This window comes from Streptomyces sp. NPDC051976, assembly GCF_040680795.1.
In the GTDB taxonomy this organism is placed as follows: domain Bacteria; phylum Actinomycetota; class Actinomycetes; order Streptomycetales; family Streptomycetaceae; genus Actinacidiphila.
Genome location: NZ_JBFAXL010000001.1, coordinates 265,411 through 283,905 on the forward strand (window position 1 = coordinate 265,411; position 18,495 = coordinate 283,905).

General features: G+C 74.0%; 13 protein-coding genes. 5 read left to right on the top strand and 8 right to left on the bottom strand.

What is annotated here, in order from left to right:
• Window positions 1-8: 8 nt before the first annotated feature.
• Window positions 9-338 (bottom strand): trypco2 family protein, encoded by a 330-nt coding sequence (locus tag AB0M29_RS01255; RefSeq protein ID WP_365377151.1) that lies wholly within the window; start codon window positions 336-338, stop codon window positions 9-11.
• A gap of 80 nt (window positions 339-418) precedes the next feature.
• A complete protein-coding gene (locus tag AB0M29_RS01260) occupies window positions 419-2,554 on the bottom strand; it encodes a DUF6350 family protein (RefSeq protein WP_365377657.1) in 2,136 nt (711 codons plus the stop codon).
• A 128-nt stretch (window positions 2,555-2,682) separates the two neighbouring features.
• Between AB0M29_RS01260 and AB0M29_RS01265 the strand changes: the two genes are divergently transcribed.
• Entirely contained in the window at window positions 2,683-4,032 is a 1,350-nt protein-coding gene (locus AB0M29_RS01265) for a DNA-directed RNA polymerase sigma-70 factor (protein WP_365377153.1), read from the top strand.
• A 24-nt stretch (window positions 4,033-4,056) separates the two neighbouring features.
• On the opposite strand, the gene sucD is transcribed toward AB0M29_RS01265, so the two are convergent.
• From sucD to AB0M29_RS01290, 5 genes are all read right to left on the bottom strand, one after another.
• Window positions 4,057-4,944 (bottom strand): succinate--CoA ligase subunit alpha, encoded by an 888-nt coding sequence (gene sucD / locus AB0M29_RS01270; RefSeq protein WP_365377156.1) that lies wholly within the window; start codon window positions 4,942-4,944, stop codon window positions 4,057-4,059.
• Window positions 4,945-4,965: 21 nt separating this feature from the next.
• Window positions 4,966-6,138, bottom strand: coding sequence for an ADP-forming succinate--CoA ligase subunit beta (gene sucC / locus AB0M29_RS01275; protein WP_365377159.1), 1,173 nt, complete (start codon window positions 6,136-6,138; stop codon window positions 4,966-4,968).
• Between the two features lie 225 nt (window positions 6,139-6,363).
• A complete protein-coding gene (locus AB0M29_RS01280) occupies window positions 6,364-7,539 on the bottom strand; it encodes a VWA domain-containing protein (protein ID WP_365377162.1) in 1,176 nt (391 codons plus the stop codon).
• Complete coding sequence (locus AB0M29_RS01285; protein WP_365377164.1) at window positions 7,532-10,357, bottom strand: DUF5682 family protein; 2,826 nt, start codon at window positions 10,355-10,357, stop codon at window positions 7,532-7,534. The genes AB0M29_RS01280 and AB0M29_RS01285 overlap by 8 nt, the downstream gene beginning before the upstream one ends.
• Window positions 10,354-11,466 carry an AAA family ATPase gene (locus AB0M29_RS01290; protein ID WP_365377167.1) on the bottom strand — a complete coding sequence of 371 codons (1,113 nt, stop codon included), beginning with the start codon at window positions 11,464-11,466 and terminating at the stop codon, window positions 10,354-10,356. The genes AB0M29_RS01285 and AB0M29_RS01290 overlap by 4 nt, the downstream gene beginning before the upstream one ends.
• A gap of 139 nt (window positions 11,467-11,605) precedes the next feature.
• On the opposite strand from AB0M29_RS01290, the gene AB0M29_RS01295 reads away from it, so the two are divergent.
• Both AB0M29_RS01295 and AB0M29_RS01300 read left to right on the top strand, forming a co-directional pair.
• Complete coding sequence (locus tag AB0M29_RS01295; RefSeq protein WP_365377169.1) at window positions 11,606-13,066, top strand: SWIM zinc finger family protein; 1,461 nt, start codon at window positions 11,606-11,608, stop codon at window positions 13,064-13,066.
• 316 nt (window positions 13,067-13,382) lie between these two features.
• A complete protein-coding gene (locus AB0M29_RS01300; RefSeq protein ID WP_365377171.1) occupies window positions 13,383-15,077 on the top strand; it encodes a DUF5691 domain-containing protein in 1,695 nt (564 codons plus the stop codon).
• A 134-nt stretch (window positions 15,078-15,211) separates the two neighbouring features.
• Here AB0M29_RS01300 and AB0M29_RS01305 read toward each other — a convergent pair whose 3' ends face one another.
• A complete protein-coding gene (locus AB0M29_RS01305) occupies window positions 15,212-15,625 on the bottom strand; it encodes a cobalamin B12-binding domain-containing protein (RefSeq protein ID WP_365377174.1) in 414 nt (137 codons plus the stop codon).
• A 364-nt stretch (window positions 15,626-15,989) separates the two neighbouring features.
• Between AB0M29_RS01305 and AB0M29_RS01310 the strand changes: the two genes are divergently transcribed.
• Together AB0M29_RS01310 and AB0M29_RS01315 are read left to right on the top strand one after the other, a co-directional pair.
• Window positions 15,990-16,886 (top strand): alpha/beta fold hydrolase, encoded by an 897-nt coding sequence (locus AB0M29_RS01310; RefSeq protein ID WP_365377177.1) that lies wholly within the window; start codon window positions 15,990-15,992, stop codon window positions 16,884-16,886.
• Window positions 16,887-17,025: 139 nt separating this feature from the next.
• Window positions 17,026-18,489, top strand: a complete 1,464-nt coding sequence (locus tag AB0M29_RS01315; protein ID WP_365377179.1) for a M23 family metallopeptidase — start codon at window positions 17,026-17,028, stop codon at window positions 18,487-18,489.
• Window positions 18,490-18,495 lie beyond the last annotated feature (6 nt).

Below are 18,495 nucleotides of genomic sequence, written 5' to 3' on the forward strand. Positions count from 1 at the left end.
CCCTCCGCTCAGTCCTCGATGTGCCCCGAGACGTCCCCCGGCCCCTGCGGACGTCCCGAATCGCCATGGACCAGCAGGTCCCCGCCACCCGGCAGTTGCGGCGTCAGCGCCACCTTCACCCGATGCGTACGGCTGTGCGCCACCCCCGCCTCCACCTCCCCGGTGACGACCCACGCCTTGAAGCCGGCCTTCGCCTTGGTATCCGCCCGCAACTCCACCGCGAACTCCAGCTCCACCGGCCCGACCCTGAACTCGACCCCCTGACCAACCCCCCGCGCCGCCGCCTCCAGCAGCTCGTCGCGCACCGCCGCCACCGCGTCCGCCAACTCGATCTCCACGATCCCCGCCCACCCGTAACGCCCACTTCGGGCTACTCACCGTAGAGGAGATGGTGACGCGGGGCGCCGAGTTCGCCCATCTACAGCGACGGCGGCGCAGGGGGTGACGGCTCGGACTCCGGAGGGGGCGGGGAGATCGGCGGGGGCGGCGGAGTGAGCGGCATGGGGGGCGGCACGGGTGGGGTCGGCCAGGGGAGGGGGTCGAAGTCGGGCGGATTGATGCCGAGGCCGTCGTCCGGGGCGGCGGGGGGATGATCCGGCAGCCAGCGGCCCAGCCGACCGTCGGCCGTTGACTCGGTATCAGGCACCACGTCCGACGCTTCAGCCGACCCCGGCACCTCGGCCCCCGCTACGGACCCCGGGAACCCCGTGACCTCCCGTCCCTCCACAGGCTCCGCCACCTCCGCGCCTGCCGCGGACTTCGCCGCTCCGGGCCCCCCGTCCGCCTCCGCACCCTCCGTGGCCTCACGGGCATCCACAGGCTTGGGGACAGCGGCCTCCCGGCCATCCGCCCGCTCCGGGACCTCCGCGCCTGCCGCGGGCTTCGCCACCCGCGGCCCCCCGGCCGCCTCCGCGCCCGGAGACGCGTCGGCATCCGCACCCGCCGGGGCGTCCGGGGCCTCCCGGTCGGCTCCAGGGTTCGGGGCGTCCGCAGCCGCGCGGGGCTCGGCGGGTTGCGGGGGTGCGGCGGGGTCTCGGGCGTCGCCCGGCTTCGGGATTTCCGCGCCGGAGGCGCGCGTCGGGTCGGCGCCGCCCACCACGCCCACCGCGTTGGCCAACGCGAGGGCGTCCGCGGGGCCCGGGCCGCCGCGCGCCGCGCCCGGGCCGTCCGCCGGACGCAGGGCGGACAGGGCCGCCCAGGCCCTTCGGGCGCTGCGGCGGGAGTGGGGAGGGAGGTGGTGGCGGAGGTGGTGGAGAAGGAGGGCGGTGGGTGGGGTGGTGAGGATGAACCAGGAGAGGGCGGCGGCGCCGGTGGTCCAGGGGGTGGGGCCGAAGTGGGCGAGGGTCGCGGTGCCGAGGGGGCCGCCGGCCCAGGCGGCGAGGGCGGCGAGGGCGGTGGCGCAGGTGAGGGCGGTGGCGAGGGAGGTCAGGGCGGTGCGGCGGATCGTCCAGGTGGAGCAGGCGCGGCCGACCGACCAGCCGGCGAAGGCTCCGGCCAGCGCGGGGAGGGCGAGCGTCGCCCATCCCGCCGTGCTCGGGCCGCCCGTCGAGGGCAGTGCGGCCAGGAGGGGGAATCCGGGCAGCGCGGGGTGGGCGGAGACCCCGGCGGGAGCCACCACGCTGCCGACGCCGACGGCGAATCCGGGCCCGAGCGCGTACGACACCGCCCAGACGGCCATGTTCGGCAGCAGGGCGAGGGCGACGGCCAGCACCGCGATCCGACCCGCCATCGGCCCGCTGAGCTGCACGAAAGTGCGTCCGACCGCGTCGGAGTGCCAGGCGATCGACGCGCCGCCGAGCAGCGCACCGCCACCGACGAGGACACCGACCGCGATCCCGGCGGCCCGCAGCGCGACGGCGGCGTCGGCGCCGTACGGGAGGCGGTCGCCGAGTCCGGGCCGCCCGGCGCCCGTCCAGGTGCCCGCGGCGACGGCGAGCACCGCGAAGACCGGCACGTAGAGCGCCGCGCTCCCGGCGTCGACGTGTACGAGGCCGTGCGACGCGTACGTCACAACGACCGCGACGACGGTCAGATACCCGCAGAGCAGCCACCCCGCCGCCACGGCGACGGCCCGCAGGTCCACGTCCACGTCCACCTCCCCGTCCCCGCCGACGGCGTCGTCGCCGTCATCGCCGTCATCGCCGTCGTCGTCCGTGTGCGGCGCGGCCGCCGACGCGGCGCCGCGGTAGAGCAGCCAGGCGGGCAGGGCGCTGAGCAGCAGCGGCGTCACCCCGATCGGCGCGGGGGCGCCGGACAGCGTCTGCGTACGGACCAGGTCGGCGCCCTGCGCGAGCAGCCACATCGCGGCGCTGACGTGCAGCGCGCCGTCGAGTCCGCTGTCGGGGAAGGGCGAGGCGATCCAGAGCAGCAGGACGGCGGCGGCGAGCGCGCCGAGCCCGAGTCCGGCGGCGGCCACTCCCCCGCCGAAGGCGGAGGCACGGGTCGCGAGGCGGTGGGCGCCTCCTCCGGGCGCCGCCTGCGTGGTGATTCCGGCGTCCGCCGCCGTGTGACCTTGGGCGTCCGCTTCCGCTTCCGCCGCGAGGCGGTCGGTCATATGGCTCACAGCGTTCCATGGTGCCAAGGGCACCCGTTTCGCCCATGCAACAGGTGATTGTTCGTCGTGTCGCACACGATGGGCGTTATGCGTCATTTTTACGGACCATCAGATGTGCGGAGTACACGGTGAGCGCGCGCAGGAGGTCGCCGCGGGGCAGCGCCCCGAAGCGGGCCTCGGCCCCTCCCCCGGCGCCGGGGCGAAAGGCTCCCGCGACCCCGGAACCGGAACCCGCGCCGCCTCCCACGCCGACCCGCCCCAAGCCCGCCCCGCCCCCGAGACCGGGCCCGCGGCCCACCCCGCCGAACCCTCCGAAGCCGCCCACCTCCCCCAAACCGGAAGCGCGGGCCAAGGGTTCGACGGGACCCGAACCGACCAAGCCCACGACCGCGGCGACCCGCACCAGGCGCACCCGCACCTCCCGTACGGCCGCCCTGGCCGACCGGACGGAAACATCCCCGGCCAAGGCCGGCGCGGCCCGCACGGAGCGAGCCGAGCCCGCCGAACGCACCGCCCCCGAGGCCGCGTTCGACGATCTCTACGTACGGCACGCACGCGGGCTGGTGCGGCAGGTGGAAGTGCTGACCGGTCAGCCGCGGCTGGCGGGGCGGGCGGTCGGGCGGGCGTTCGATCTGGCGTGGCAGAGCTGGCCGGAGGTGGCGCGCGACCCCGATCCGGTGGGGTGGGTACGGGCGGTGGCGTACGGGTGGGCGCTCGGGCCGTGGCAGCGCTGGGTGCCGGGCAACCGGGAGGGCATACGTCCGCCCGAGTGCGCGCTGGAAGCCGCCCTGCTGGAGCTGCCGCCGGAGCACCGGCGTGCGGTGCTGCTCCACGACGGGCTCGGCCTCGACGTCGTGGAGACCGCCGCGGAGAGCGAGTCCAGCACCGCGGCGACGGCCGGACGGATCGTGTCGGCGCGCGAGGCACTGGCCGAGGCCGTACCGGAGGCGGCTGCCGGGGACATCTCCGGCCCGCTGACCGCGCTGCTCGCCGACGCGGCGCGGGACGTCGCCCCGCCGTCGGCCGCGGCGGGCGTCCGGGACGCGAGTGAGCACGGCGTGCGGCAGCGCACCGTCGGCGCCATCGCGATGACCGCGCTGATCGCCGCGGCCACCGTCATCGCCCTGCTGGTCGCGCCGGTACGGGGAGCGGATCGGCCGGCGCCGGACAAGGGACCGGGCACGGACGCACCCGGCAACCCCGGCAACCCGGGGGCCCCCGGTGTCGCCGTACCCCTGCTGCCCGCGGAGGGCGGGGCGGCCCCGCTGGGTCCGCGGCCGGAACAGCTACGGGGGATCGTACGGTCGCTGCCGATACGGAACGCCGTGCGGCCCCGTCCCGTACGGAAGGCGGCCCGGCCGCGAACGGCCCCCATGACGCCGACGACACGGAAGGACCCGGCCGCGCCGGCGACCCGTCACCGGGCCGTCACATGGCGAGGGCCCGCCCCCCTTTCGGGGAACGGGCCCACACGGTGAGCTGGGTGAACCGGTGACCTGGCGTCAGCCCGCGAGGATGGCCCGCGCGAGGCGCGCAGTCTCGGACGGCGTCTTGCCGACCTTGACGCCCGCGGCCTCCAGGGCCTCCTTCTTCGCCTGGGCGGTGCCCGACGAACCGGAGACGATGGCGCCCGCGTGGCCCATCGTCTTGCCCTCGGGGGCGGTGAAACCGGCGACGTAGCCGACGACCGGCTTCGTCACGTTCTTCTCGATGAAGGCCGCGGCCCGCTCCTCGGCGTCGCCGCCGATCTCGCCGATCATCACGATCAGGTCGGTGTCGGGGTCGGCCTCGAACGCGGCGAGCGCGTCGATATGCGTGGTGCCGATGATCGGGTCACCGCCGATGCCGACGGCCGACGAGAAGCCGATGTCGCGCAGCTCGTACATCATCTGGTACGTCAGCGTGCCGGACTTCGACACCAGGCCGATCCGGCCCGGCTTGGTGATGTCGCCGGGGATGATGCCCGCGTTCGACTGGCCGGGGGTGATCAGGCCGGGGCAGTTCGGGCCGATGATCCGGGTCTTGTTGCCCTTGGCCTGGGCGAGCGCCCAGAACGCGGCGGAGTCGTGCACCGCGACGCCCTCGGTGATCACCACGGCGAGCGGGATCTCGGCCTCGATGGCCTCGACGACCGCGTCCTTGGTGAACTTCTCCGGGACGAAGATGACCGTCACGTCCGCGCCGGTGGCCTCCATGGCCTCCTTCACGGTGCCGAAGACCGGTACCTCGCGGTCGCCGGGGAAGGAGACGGTGGTGCCCGCCTTGCGCGGGTTCACGCCGCCGACGACGTTGGTGCCGTCGCCGAGCATCAGGGTGGTGTGCTTCATGCCGGTGGCGCCGGTCATGCCCTGGACGATGACCTTGCTGTCCTTGGTCAGGAAGATAGCCATGGTGTTCTTCTGTCCTCTTCCTTACTTCGCGGCCAGCTCGGCGGCCTTGTCGGCCGCACCGTCCATGGTGTCCACCCGCTGCACCAGGGGGTGGTTGGCGTCGGAGAGGATCTTGCGACCCAGCTCCGCGTTGTTGCCGTCCAGGCGGACGACCAGCGGCTTGTTGACGTCCTCGCCCTTGGACTTCAGGAGCGCCAGGGCCTGCACGATGCCGTTGGCGACCTCGTCGCAGGCGGTGATGCCGCCGAAGACGTTGACGAAGACGGACTTGACGTCCGGGTCGCCCAGGATGATCTCCAGGCCGTTCGCCATCACCTCGGCGGACGCGCCGCCACCGATGTCGAGGAAGTTGGCGGGCTTCACGCCGCCGTGCGCCTCACCGGCGTACGCGACGACGTCGAGGGTGCTCATGACGAGACCCGCGCCGTTGCCGATGATGCCGACCTCGCCGTCGAGCTTGACGTAGTTGAGGCCCTTGGCCTTGGCCTTCGCCTCCAGCGGGTTGGCCGCGGCCTTGTCCTCCAGCGCCTCGTGGTCGGGCTGGCGGAAGGCGGCGTTCTCGTCGAGCGAGACCTTGCCGTCGAGCGCGATGATCTTGCCGTCGCCGGTCTTGACCAGCGGGTTGACCTCGACCAGCAGGGCGTCTTCCTTGATGAAGACGGTCCAGAGCTGCTGCAGCACGGAGGCGACCTGGTCGGCGATGTCGGCCGGGAACTTCGCGGCGGCGACGATCTCGGCGGCCTTCTCCGCGGTCACACCCTCCAGCGCGTCCACCGCGATCTTGGCGAGCGCCTCGGGGTTCTTCTCGGCGACGACCTCGATCTCGACACCGCCCTCGACGGAGGCCATGGCCAGGAAGGTGCGGTTGGTGCGGTCCAGCAGGAAGGAGACGTAGTACTCCTCCTTGATGTCCGCGGTCTCGGCGAGCATGACCTTGTGGACCGTGTGGCCCTTGATGTCCATGCCCAGGATCGCGTCGGCCTTGGCGACGGCGTCGGCCGGGTCGGAGGCCAGCTTCACACCGCCCGCCTTGCCGCGTCCACCCACCTTGACCTGCGCCTTGACGACCGCACGGCCGCCCAGTCGCTCCGCCACCTCGCGCGCCGCCTCAGGCGTGTCGATGACTTCACCGGCCAGCACCGGTACACCGTGCTTGGCGAAGAGGTCCCTCGCCTGGTACTCGAACAGGTCCACGCGCGTCCGTCTCCCTTTTCCCTGGAATCAGCGTCTGGTTATCTGCCTGATCTGGCTGATCTGCCTGGGCGTGCCGCTACGGGCAGGGCGACTGCACTGTCACAAGGGAAGCGCACACGGTGACCGAGTACGCGGCATGTCCGTCTTGCAGGTTATCGCCGAGGGCCGTGGGGGCCTAAATCGCAGATCACATGTGCGCGGTGAGAACGGTCACAGATCACCCGCTCACCCTTCCGGTATGGGAAGCGGACGCTTTTCGATCGCCGCCGCCATCACGTCGGGGAACAGGTCGGGCGTGCAGGCGAAGGCGGGGGCGCCGAGTGCCGCGAGGGCGGCGGCGTGCTCCCGGTCGAAGGCCGGCGCGCCCTCGTCGGAGAGCGCGAGCAGCGCCACGAACTGCGTTCCGGCCGCCTTCATCGCCGCCACCCGCTTCAGCATCTCGTCCCTGATACCGCCCTCGTAGAGGTCGCTGATCAGGACGACGACGGTCTCCGCCGGACGGGTGATCAGCGTCTGGCAGTACGCCAGCGCCCGGTTGATGTCGGTGCCGCCGCCGAGCTGGGTGCCGAACAGTACGTCCACCGGGTCGTCGAGCTGGTCGGTGAGGTCGACCACGGCGGTGTCGAAGACGACGAGCTTGGTGTCGATCGAGCGCATCGAGGCGAGGACGGCGCCGAAGACGGAGGCGTAGACGACCGAGGCCGCCATCGAACCGGACTGGTCGATGCAGAGCACCACGTCCTTCTTCACCGCCTGGTCGGCGCGGCCGTAGCCGATCAGCCGCTCGGGCACGATCGTGCCGTGCTCGGGCAGGTAGTGCCGGAGGTTGGCCCGGATGGTGCGGTCCCAGTCGATGTCGCGGTGCCGCGGGCGGTTGACCTTCGCGGAACGGTCGAGCGCGCCGGTCAGCGTCGCCCTCGTCCTGGTCGCCAGCTTCTTCTCCAGGTCCTCGACCACCTTGCGGACCACCGCCCGCGCGGTCTCCTTGGTCGTCTCGGGCATCGCCTTGTTGAGCGACAGCAGCGTGCCGACCAGGTGGACGTCGGCCTCGACGGCCTCCAGCATCTCCGGCTCCAGCAGCAGGGCCGAAAGGCCGAGCCGGTCGATGGCGTCCCGCTGCATGACCTGGACGACGGAACTGGGGAAGTACGTACGGATGTCGCCGAGCCAGCGCGCCACCTGGGGCGCGGACCCGCCGAGGCCGGCCGACCGGTCCCCGCCCGTCCCGCCGCCCGCCGGGCCTGTCCCGGTGCCGCGGCCGCCGTAGAGCGCGGTGAGAGTGCGGTCCATGGCGGCGTCCCGCCCGGACAGCGGGTGCCCGGTGCCGTCGCCCGGCCCGCCGCCGAGCACGAGCCGCCAGCGGCGCAGCCGCTCGTCGGCGTCCGTCGTGTGCTCAGTCATGTGGCCTGTCATCTGCCTGTTCCCCCAGGTCGGTTGTCGCCGGTGTCGCGGTTGACGCGCTTGGCGTCGTGGGTGCCGGTGCCGGTGCTTGTGCGGGCGTGGGCGTGGGCGTCGCCGTGGGTACGGGGACGGGTGCGCCGGTGCCCGCGGTGCCGAGCAGCAGCCGGACGGTGGGCACCACGGCATCCGCGCGGGCCGTGTCGAGGTCGGCGCCGAAACCCGACAGGCCGACCTCGGCCGTGGTGGCGGGACGGCGGGCCACCGCCGGGCCCCGCCGCACCTGCTCGCCCAGCGTGCGGCGCACCCCGGGCTCGAAGTCCGCGAACGTCCGCCGCAGCAGCGGCAGTACATCCGTGAACGCCTCCCGCGACACGCTCGCCAGCCACCCGTCGACCAGCGCCAGCAGCCGGTCGTCATGGACCAGCAGCATGCCGCCGCCCGCCAGGAACCCCTCGATCCACGCGGCGGCCTCCGCCGGGCCGGTCCCCGCCGACAGCGCCAGCCCCATCAGCCGCGCCGCCTGCTCCGCGCTGATCCGCCCGTCGTCCATCAGCAACCGCGCCGCCGTCCCCCGCAGCAGCCCGGATATCCCCCGATCCCGCTCGGCGACCCTCCGCAGCGTGCCCGCCCACCGCTCCCGGAGGTCGTCCCCGGAAGGGGTGACCTCGCCGGGCGCGGCAGCCCCGGGGTGTGGTGCCGGGGGCACGTCGGCAGACGCCTGGCCGGGCTGCGGCAGTGCCGCTTCGGGATGCGAGGGGTCCGGCGCCGCGTTGGCGTGCGACCCTCCCCCGCCGGGCGCGCCGGGTGTCGGCGGCGCGTCCGGCCGCGGGGGCACGGGCGCGCCGGGTGCGGCAGATTCGGGCGGTCCGGGGAGCAGCGCTATCGCGCGGTGGACGGCGTCCACATGCGTACGCATCTCGGCGGAGCCGTCCGCGTCCAGGGCGACGCAGGCCGGGGGGAGGCCGACGCAGATACGGGTGGCGAGGGCGTGGGCGACCTGGGCGAGGGCGGCGGAGTCCGTACCGCGCACGTCGCCGTAGCGGACGGCGCGGACGAGGGCCGGGAGGGCGGCGGCGAGATGGGCCACGTCGGCGTCGAGCGCGGCCCGGTCGGCGAGCACACCCATGACCACCGGCAGGGCGTCGGAGAGCCCGGCCAGCAGGCACCGCTCGGCGACGGAGGTGACCTCGGCGAGCGTGCCCGCGTGCGCCGCCAACTCCTCTGCCTGGGCGGACGCCGCCGCGTGCACGGTGGTACCCCATATCCCGGCCTCGGCGATCCGTACCGCCAACTCCGGCTCCCAGCGCAGCCGCCAGGTCTCCCGGAAGGTGCCCTTGCCGTGCCGGGCCGCGGCCGGTTCGCCCCAGCCGACGCCCAGCAGGGCCAGCCGGTGGAGAAGCTGGCTGCGGCCCGCGTCGATGTCCTTGCGCAGGTCCAGCTCCAACTCCCGCTCCAGCGCCTCCGGCTTGAGCCGCAGCCTGCGCTGCTCGCGGGCCAGGTCGCGGGCGAGCGGCACCGCCGGCGCGTCCGGCGGCACCTCGCCGAGCACGTCACCGACCACCAGCCGGTCCCTGATCAGGGCCAGCGGCACATCGGAGCCGTCGCACATCACCGCCTGGATCGCGTCGGTGGTCTCACCGAGCCCGGCCAGCGGCCGTCCCCGCATCGCCGCGAGGGTGTCGGCGAGCCGGACCGCCTCGATCACATGGGCGGACGAGACGGGCAGGTCCTCCTCCCGCAGCAGCCCCGCCACCTTCGTCATCCACCGGGTGACGGGGCGGTCCTGCGCCGTGAACAGATGCCGGTACCAGCCCGGCGAGTCGATGCCCGCGCCGTATCCGCTCGCCCGGGACAACCGCCGGTGGGTCCACGGCACCCAGGTCGTCTCGACCTTCGCCTTGGGCAGGCCCTTGAGCAGCGCGCGGTCGGCGGTGGCCGTGGTCCGCTGGGCGAGCGCGGGCACATGCCATGCCCCGCACACCACCGCGGTCCTGTCGTATATACGTCGCGCCTCGCGGACCCGCAGCCGCATGTGGGCCTCCCGCAGCGGGTCCTGCGGGAATCCGCCGTCGCCGTACGTCTCGCGGATGGCCGTCATCGCCTCGGCCAGCGCCTCGAACGGGGCGAGCGCGTCACCTTCCCGCTCGGTACCGCGGTGTTCGACGGCGTCCTCCCACCAGCGCTCGGGGTCGTCGTACCCCGCGCTCTCGGCCAGGACCGCCAGCGGGTCGATCCGGACCGCGGCGGACAACTCCGCGGCAGCGGCGGCCTCCTCCTCCTCACTGGCTCCGGCCCCGGGCTCGGCCGCGCCCGGAGTTCCCTGGGCGCCCGAAGTGAGGAGCGCTTCAGCCGAGTCGCCGTCCGGTCCGGGTGCCTCGGTCGGGTCAGGGAGCGCTTCCTCCACGGCCCGCAGGGCGAGGGTGTGTGCGGCGGGGAGGTCGATGAAGCGGATCTCGGCGCCCGCCTTCGCCGCCCACTGGATGGCCACCCACTCCGGCGAGAACTCCGCGAAGGGCCAGAACCCGGCCCGCGCCGGGTCGTCCACGACATGGGCGAGCAGCGCGACGGGCGGCCGCATCGCGGGGTCGGCGGCGAGCGCGGTCAGCGCGTCGGCCTCCGGCGGCCCCTCGATGAGGACGGCCTGCGGCCGGTAGGCGTCGAGGGCGGCGCGCACGGCGCGGGCCGAACCCGGGCCGTGGTGCCGGATCCCGAGCAGGGCGATGTGCCCCGCCGCCCGCCCGTCCGCGGTGTCCCCGACCCCCGTGCCCGGCGCCGGCCCGGCGGGCGGCGGCGGTGTGGTGGCGGTGCTGTCCGTCATACCGACACCTCACGGCAGGCACGGTAGAAGTCCTTCCAGCCGTCGCGCTCCCTGACCACGGTCTCCAGATACTCCTGCCAGATCAGCCGGTCGGCGGCCGGGTCGCGGACCACCGCGCCCTGGATGCCCGCGGCCACGTCCCCGGCGCGCAGCACGCCGTCGCCGAAGTGGGCGGCCAGCGCCAGGCCGTTGGTGACCACGGAGATCGCCTCGGCCGTGGAGAGCGTGCCGGACGGGGACTTGACCTTCGTCCGGCCGTCCTCGGTGACACCGCCGCGCAGCTCGCGGAAGACGGTGACGACCCGGCGGATCTCCGCGGCGCCGTCCGGCGCGGCGGGCAGGTCGAGGCCGCGGCCGAGCTGGTCGACACGGCGGGAGACGATGTCCACCTCGTCCTCCGCGGAGGCGGGCAGCGGCAGCACGACCGTGTTGAAGCGGCGGCGCAGCGCGCTGGACAGGTCGTTGACCCCGCGATCGCGGTCGTTGGCGGTCGCGATGAGGTTGAAGCCGCGGACCGCCTGCGTCTCGGTGCCCAACTCCGGTATCGGCAGCGTCTTCTCGGACAGGATCGTGATGAGCGTGTCCTGCACGTCGGCCGGGATACGGGTCAGCTCCTCGACCCGCGCGATCCGGCCCTCGGCCATCGCCCGCATCACCGGGCTGTGCACGAGCGCCGCGCGGCTGGGGCCGTTGGTGAGGAGCTGCGCGTAGTTCCACCCGTAGCGGATGGCCTCTTCCGGTGTGCCCGCGGTGCCCTGGACCAGCAGCGTCGAGTCGCCGCTGATCGCGGCCGCGAGATGTTCGGACACCCAGGTCTTCGCGGTGCCCGGCACGCCGAGCAGCAGCAGCGCCCGGTCGGTGGCCAGCGTGGTGACGGCCACTTCGACGATCCGCCGCGGGCCTACGTACTTCGGTGTGATCACCGTGCCGTCCGGCAGCGTGCCGCCGAGCAGATACGTGGCCACCGCCCACGGCGACATGTTCCACCGGGCCGGGCGCGGCCGGTCGTCCGCCGCGGCGAGCGCCAACAGTTCGGCCGCGAAGGCCTGCTCGGCGTGCGGCCGCAGCGCCTCTTCCGCGCCCGCTGTCACACCCGTCGTTCCGGTCATGGATCTCCCCCGCTCCATCGGTCGGACCCCCTCGGTCCGTGCTGTTCCCCACCTTGCACCCGACCACTGACAATCGGTCACACCGCGCGATAACGGCAGGTCAGGGCGATTGTCAGTGGGGGGTTCTACGGTCGTTGGCATGGAGACCGAAGCACGGTGGACAGCGGATCAGGTCCTGGCGCTCGCGCCTGACGCCGCATCACGCAAGGCGGGCGCGCGGCTCGCGACGCCCGCGCCGTGGTCGGGTGCGGGGGCGTCGGGTTCGGCGGTGTGGGGGCTGTGCGCGGGCAGCGGCAGCAAGCCCTATCAGACCGTCGTCGACGTCCACGGGCCCGCGTACCGCTGCAGTTGCCCGAGCCGGAAGTTCCCCTGCAAGCACGCGCTGGGGCTGCTGCTGGTCTGGGCCGAGGGGGACGGCGGGCCGGTGGCGGCGGGGGAGCCGCCGGAGTGGGCCGAGCAGTGGATCAGCGCGCGGCGGCAGAAGGCGGCGAGCGCCGCCGAGTCGGCCGTGACGCGGGCCGCCGCCGGGCCCGCCGACGCGGAGGCGGCCAAGCGGCGGGCCGACCGGCGGGCGGTGCGGGTGGAGGGGGGCGCGGCCGAGTTGGAGCAGCGGCTCACCGATCTGCTGCGCGGCGGGCTGGCGGGGGCGGACCGCGCCGGATACCAGCAGTGGGACGAGATCGCCGCCCGCATGGTCGACGCGCAGGCGCCCGGGCTCGCCACGCGCGTGCGGGAGTTGGGGGCGGTGGCCGCCGCGGGGGGCGACTGGCCGTCGCGGATGCTGGAGGAGACGGCGCTGCTGCATCTGCTCGCCCGCGGGTTCCTCGGGCGTCAGGATCTGCCGGGTCCGCTCGCCGACACCGTGCGGGCCCGGGTCGGATTCACCGTCGACACCGCGGAGTTGCTGGCGGGGCCGACGATACGGGCCGCTTGGCAGGTGCTCGCGCAGTACGACACCGCGGACGAGCGGCTGACGACGCGGCGGGTCTGGTTGTACGACGCGGGTGGGGGCGGCGCGGGTGCGGGCGGCGCGGGTGCGGGCGGCGCGGGTGCGGGTGCCGCGGGAGGCGGCGGAGTCGGTGGGGGTGGCAGCGGCGGCGCCCGCGCGGGGCGGTTCGCGTTGGTGCTGTCCTTCGGGGCCGCGGGGCGGGCGCCGGAGTTGGCCCTGCCGGTGGGGGTGGTCCTCGACGCGGAGATCGCCTATCACCCGGCCGCTCTTCCGCTGCGTGCCGCGCTCGGCACGCGGCACGGCACGTCGGCGTCGGCGGGGGGCGCCCCTGTCGGGGTGCCGGTGGGGGCCGCTCTCGCTTCGTACGGCACCGCGCTCGCGGACGATCCGTGGCTCGACGCCTGGCCTGTCGTGCTGTCGGGGGTGGTGCCCATACCCGGTGCGGAGCGCTGGCAGCTGGCTGATGGGGGTGGGGCGGACGCGGTGCCGGTGGTTGCGCCGAGTGCTGCGGGGCTCTGGCGGCTCGCGGCGGTGTCAGGGGGGCGGCCGGTGACGGTTTTCGGGGAGTTGGGGGCGGCGGGGGTGCGGGCTTTGGCGGTGTGGGCGGAGGAGGGGGCGGCTGCGGAGGGGGGTGGGCCGGTGGCGCTTTAGCCCTGCGGGCGGCGGGCGGCGGCGGTGTGGCTCCACCGGAGGGGGGTGGAGGCGCGCCCGGGTCGCTGTTCGTGGTCGGGGGCGGCGCCGGTCACGGGTATCTCCTCGGGTGGCGAACGTGCGGGCACTGGTTAATGCCAGGTCCTCCTTGTTCGCCACCCTGCGGGGACACCCCTGCCCGTCCCCTTCGGCCGAGGGGAGTTGCGGTCACGACTCCGCTGGTGGGCCGGGTGAGTTCCCCTGGCGGTGCCCGAGGTGGGTGCCTCGGGGCGGCACGTTCGGCCGAGGCTCCGACTCATGGGAAGGACCAGTTCAGATGAAGGGGGAAGTGGTGGGCGTCAGTTGGGACGATCTGGTCGGGGCTGCCTTGTTGGGGACCGAGCGGCGGCGGGGTGCGGTGGTGGCGGGGGGTGCGGACGAGGCGGCGGCGGGGTTGTTGGATGCCGCGGCGGTGGGGGTGGTGCGGCGGCGGGGTGGGGTGCGGCCCGGGGTGGCGCGGGAGCGGCCCGCGGTGGCGCCGCACGATGGGAGGGAGCCGTTGCCGGGGGCGGCGCGGCGGCGGCTGGGGATGCTGCTGGCGGACCGGACGGCGAGTGGGTCGGGCGGGCGGCGGGGGGCGGCGCCGAATTTGGCCGAGCTGTTGCCGCAGTGGCTGGCGGTGGCCCAGCGGAAGGGCTTCGCGCCGCCGCCGGCGTTGCTTCCCGCGCTGCTGGACGCGGCCAGGGCCCGTACCGATCTGCGGGCGGACGCGCTGGCGCTGGCCGGGCCGCGCGGGCTGTGGCTGGCGGGGCTGAACCCGGACTGGAAGTTCGCGCTGCGGGCCGGGCACCAGGCGGTCTCGGCGGGCCAGGAGGGGGGTCCGGAGTCGCAGCGGCTGTGGGAGGAGGGGCTGTTCGCGGAGCGGATCGCGCTGCTCACCCGGCTGCGGCTGGCCGACCCGGCGGGGGCGCTCGCGCTGCTCGCCGGGTCGTGGAGCGGGGAGCGGGCCGAGGACCGGCTGATGTTCCTGGACTCGCTGCGGGTGGGGCTGTCCGAGGGGGACGAGCCGTTCCTGGAGCAGGCGCTGTCCGACCGGAGCCGTAATGTGCGGTCGACGGCGGCCGAGTTGCTCTCGGCGCTGCCGATGTCCGCGCTGGCGGCGCGGATGGCGGCGCGGGCCAGGAGCTGTGTCTCGCTGGGCCCGGACGGCATCGTGGTGGAGGCGCCGTACGAGTGCGATCCGGCGATGGAGCGGGACGGGGTGGCCGCGAAGCCGCCGAACGGCCGGGGTGAACGGGCGTGGTGGCTGGGCCAGTTGGTGGAGGCGGCGCCGCTGTCGACGTGGCGGGCGCGGTTCGGCGACCGTAGCGAGCAGGAGATCGTGGCCCTGCCGGTGCTCGACGACTGGCAGCGCGATCTGCACTCCGCCTGGTGCCGGGCGGCGGTACGGCAGCGGGACGCCGGGTGGGCGCGGGCGCTGCTGGGCCCGCCGCCGAAGCCCGTGGCGTGGGACGAGGCGCCCCCGCCGCCGGCGCCACCGGTCACGCCCACCTCGCCGGTCGTGGTGGTCGGGGACCCGGCGAAGCTGCTGTCGATCCTGCCGCCGGAGGAGCGGGCGCAGTGGGTCGCGGACTTCATAGCGACGCACGGGCTGTCGGAGGCGTTCCAGATGCTCGGGGTGTGCGAGGTGCCGTGGCGCGGGCGGCTGGCGCGGGCGGTGGTGGACGCGTTGGACATCGCGCGGGAAGCGGGCAGTTACCCGTGGAGTTTCAGCGGGGTGATGGGGCTGGCGGAGCGCTGCCTCGACCCGGCGGTGGCCGAGCAGGTGGCCATCCTCAGCGCCGCGGCGGAGGAGCCCCCGAACAGCTCGCCGGGGGCGGGAGCTTACTGGTCGGAGGCGTTCCAGCGGCTGACGGGCACGCTGCGGCTGCGGGCGGTGATGCTGGCCGAGCTCGACGGTCGTGACCCTGCGCCCGAGGGACCCCGGCCCGACGCGTCCGACCTGCCCGGCCGGATAGCCGAAGGCGGTTGATCGGCGGCCGCGAGCCGGTCATCGGGTGCCGTGAGCCGGTCGCGGGGCCGGTCCCGGTGGCCGGTTGCGGTCGGCCGTTCGTGGCGGGCCGCCGCTGTGAGCCCGGTCGTCGTTGCCGTTGCGGCGAGCCGCGATCAGGCCCCGGCGGCCTGCCGGACGTTCGCCCGGACCCAGTCCACCGCGGCGGTGGTCGGGGTGCCCGGGGTGAAGATCTCGGCGACGCCGAGTTCCTTGAGCGGGGCGATGTCGGCCTCGGGGATGATGCCGCCGCCGAAGACCTTGATGTCCTCGGCGTCCCGCTCCTTGAGCAGCTCCAGCACCTTCGCGAAGAGGGTCATGTGCGCGCCGGACAGGATGGACAGGCCGATCGCGTCGGCGTCCTCCTGGATGGCGGTGTCGACGACCTGCTCGGGCGTCTGGTGGAGGCCGGTGTAGATGACCTCCATACCGGCGTCACGCAGTGCGCGCGCGATGACCTTCGCCCCGCGATCGTGGCCGTCGAGACCCGGCTTGGCCACCACCACGCGGATCGGACCGGACACTCCCATCACTGCCTCCATGCGTACGGCTCACCGGCCGATGGTTCGGGACTGCGGTCGCGGACGTCGGGCCACAGCGTGAACGAACGTTATCGCCCACATCCCGTGCCCGTCTGTTTCGCGGGTCCCAGGGAGGGGGAAATCACACAGCAGGACACCTTCACCACAGGTGACGGCCCGCATCGGAGCCCGCCCGGACTGGACCCCCGGAGCGGCCCGCGGGGCCCGGTGTCCCAGAGGAGCCGCTGCCAGGAAGCCGCATCTCCACACTCGCAGCCGCAGGGTGTGGTGATGCGGCCTCCGCTCCGACTGCTCACCATGGCATCAGGGGGGCCAGGGAAGAACCCCTGGCATGCCAGACGGGAGGTGCGCCATGGCCGCCGATTCGTCGGAAGCCGCGGGACCGGGCACAGAGCCGGACGCGGAGGCGGAGAGCCAGTTCGCCCACGGCACCGCGCTTGTCCGCGCCACAGCCCTTGACCTGGCCATTCTGGCCGGGCACCTGCTGCTCTACCCCACCGGAATCCTTCCCGAGCGTGGGTCCGCCCCGGATCCCGAGATCGAACACATGCCCGAGGAGGACGGCCCGGCCGCCGCTCCCGTCGGCCCGCGCGGCCCGTCCCGGCTGCCCACCGAGGGCAGGGCCCACCCCCCGGTGCTGCTGCTCCACGGCCTGGTGGACAACCGGTCGGCGTTCACGCTGCTGCGCCGCTCCCTGCTGCGGCACGGGTGGACGCGGGTGCAGGCGATCAATCACTCTCCGTTGATCTGTGATATACGGACGGCGGCCGAGCTGCTCGCCCGCCATGTGGAGCAGACCTGCCAGGAATCCGGGCACCGCCAGGTGGATCTGGTGGGGCACAGCCTCGGTGGGCTGATCGCCCGCTACTACGTGCAGCGGCTGGGCGGGGACGCCCGGGTGCGGACCCTGGTCACACTAGGTACCCCACATGGCGGTACGCGGGCGATTTCTCTGCTGACGCCGCACCCGATGGTCCGGCAGATGCGGCCCGGATCGGAGCTGCTGGAGGAGCTGGCGACCCCAGCGCCGGGGTGCCGCACACGCTTCGTGGCGTTCTGGGGAGACCTCGACCAGCTCATGCTGCCGGTGGAGACCGCGCGCCTCGAACACCCGGACCTTCTGGTGAAAAACATCAAGGTGCGCGGTATCGGACATCTCGCCCTGACCGTGCACGGCGCGGTAGCTGCGGAGATACGCCGGGAACTGGCCGCGGACGAGCCGCTGGCCCCCGCGAGCGACGTGGCATAACGGACACATAACGGTCGAATATCAACCGAACGCCGGGCAAGGCGGACGCCAGGTACCCGTCGGAGATTGTCGGCGTCGGGTGAGGGCAGCTACAGTCACCGCTAATTCTCCTGCTGCCGAGGCGAAAGAGAAGTTGGCGGTGAACGAACGGCCCTCGTCGGGGTACGCCCCTGACTACGACGCCTATGGGTACGACGCGTATTCCACCGGCGCGTACCAGACCGTCGGCACCGCCTTCGCTGACGCGGACCCGCTCTTCGGCCCGTCCCCCGACGCGACCGGCAGCTACGCGTACGTCCCGCAGACCCCGCAGTACGGCCACGGCTACAGCTACGACCACAACGGTTACGGCTACGACCAGCCGCAAGCAGCTCCTGCCCCCGCTCCCGCCCAAGACACCAACGGGTACGGATACGACTACGGGTACGGCGCCGGGACGTACGACACGGGCACATACGACACCGGCACCTACGCCACCGGCACCACGTACGCCACTGGTGCGTACGACACCAGCGCCTTCCCGCAGGCGACGTACTACGACACCGGCACGTACGACAGCACCGCCTTCTACCAGGCGGACCACCAGACCGGTTACCTGAACCAGGGGCACACCGCGGTCATCCCGCAGCAGCAGGAGTGGGACTCCGGGTCGTACCCCACGTACGGGTACGGATACGGGTACGACGCCGGCGGAGACACCGGGCTGTACGAGCAGATGCCGATGGCGCCCGAGCCGGCGCCCGCACCCGCTCCCCCGCCCGAGCCGGAGCCCGAACTCGTCGCCGAGGAGGCGGAGTTCGCCCAGGACGAGGTCGAGGAGCGGCACGACTACGCGGAACCCGAGCCGGGGCCGGACTTCGAGCCCGCGGCGCGCAGCAGGCGGCGCAAGCCCGCGAAGCGGTCGGTGCTGCTGACCGTGGCGGTGCCATCGGTCGCGGTGATGGGTGTGGCGGCGGTCGGCGCGGCGGCGGTCGCCGGGGTCGGGATGCCGAAGTCGGCGGAGGGACAGTCCGACGGGGTGGACGCGGCGGCAGCCAAGAACGCGCCGACGACGCAGTTCGACCGGCAGATCACCGGAGTGAGCGCCGACGCCGACGACTTCGCGACCCGCGCCAGCCGGACGCAGGAGCGGCTGGACCTCAAGGACCGGCAGGACGCGGCGAAGAAGGCCAAGGAGGAAGCGGCGGCCCGCAAGGAGGCGCTGCGGCCGAAGTTCTTCCTGCCGGTGAAGCAGAAGGGCCTGAGCGCGTACTTCGGGCAGGCGGGCGTCAACTGGATGGCGCTGCACACCGGGATCGACTTCCCCGTGCAGCCGGGTACCCCCGTGATGGCCGTGACCGACGGCACCGTCCGCACCCAGTGGAACAACTCCTACGGCAACATGGCCATAGTCACCGCCCCCGACGGCACCGAGACCTGGTACTGCCACCTCAGCAGCACCAAGATCCGCAGTGGTTCCGTCAAGGCCGGCACGGTGATCGCCTACTCCGGCAACACCGGCAACACCACCGGCCCCCACCTCCACCTCGAAGTCCGCCCCCACGGCGGCTCCCCCATCGACCCCCTCCCCTGGCTCCTCGCCCACGGCCTCGACCCGCGCTGACACGCC

Coding starts and splice junctions, on each gene's coding strand:
- AB0M29_RS01260 (WP_365377657.1), bottom strand. CDS start 2,554: ATGACCGACCGCCTCGCGGCGGAAGCGGAAGCGGACGCCCAAGGTCAC.
- sucD (WP_365377156.1), bottom strand. CDS start 4,944: ATGGCTATCTTCCTGACCAAGGACAGCAAGGTCATCGTCCAGGGCATG.
- AB0M29_RS01280 (WP_365377162.1), bottom strand. CDS start 7,539: ATGACTGAGCACACGACGGACGCCGACGAGCGGCTGCGCCGCTGGCGG.
- AB0M29_RS01285 (WP_365377164.1), bottom strand. CDS start 10,357: ATGACGGACAGCACCGCCACCACACCGCCGCCGCCCGCCGGGCCGGCG.
- AB0M29_RS01290 (WP_365377167.1), bottom strand. CDS start 11,466: ATGACCGGAACGACGGGTGTGACAGCGGGCGCGGAAGAGGCGCTGCGG.
- AB0M29_RS01295 (WP_365377169.1), top strand. CDS start 11,606: ATGGAGACCGAAGCACGGTGGACAGCGGATCAGGTCCTGGCGCTCGCG.
- AB0M29_RS01300 (WP_365377171.1), top strand. CDS start 13,383: ATGAAGGGGGAAGTGGTGGGCGTCAGTTGGGACGATCTGGTCGGGGCT.
- AB0M29_RS01305 (WP_365377174.1), bottom strand. CDS start 15,625: ATGGGAGTGTCCGGTCCGATCCGCGTGGTGGTGGCCAAGCCGGGTCTC.
- AB0M29_RS01310 (WP_365377177.1), top strand. CDS start 15,990: ATGGCCGCCGATTCGTCGGAAGCCGCGGGACCGGGCACAGAGCCGGAC.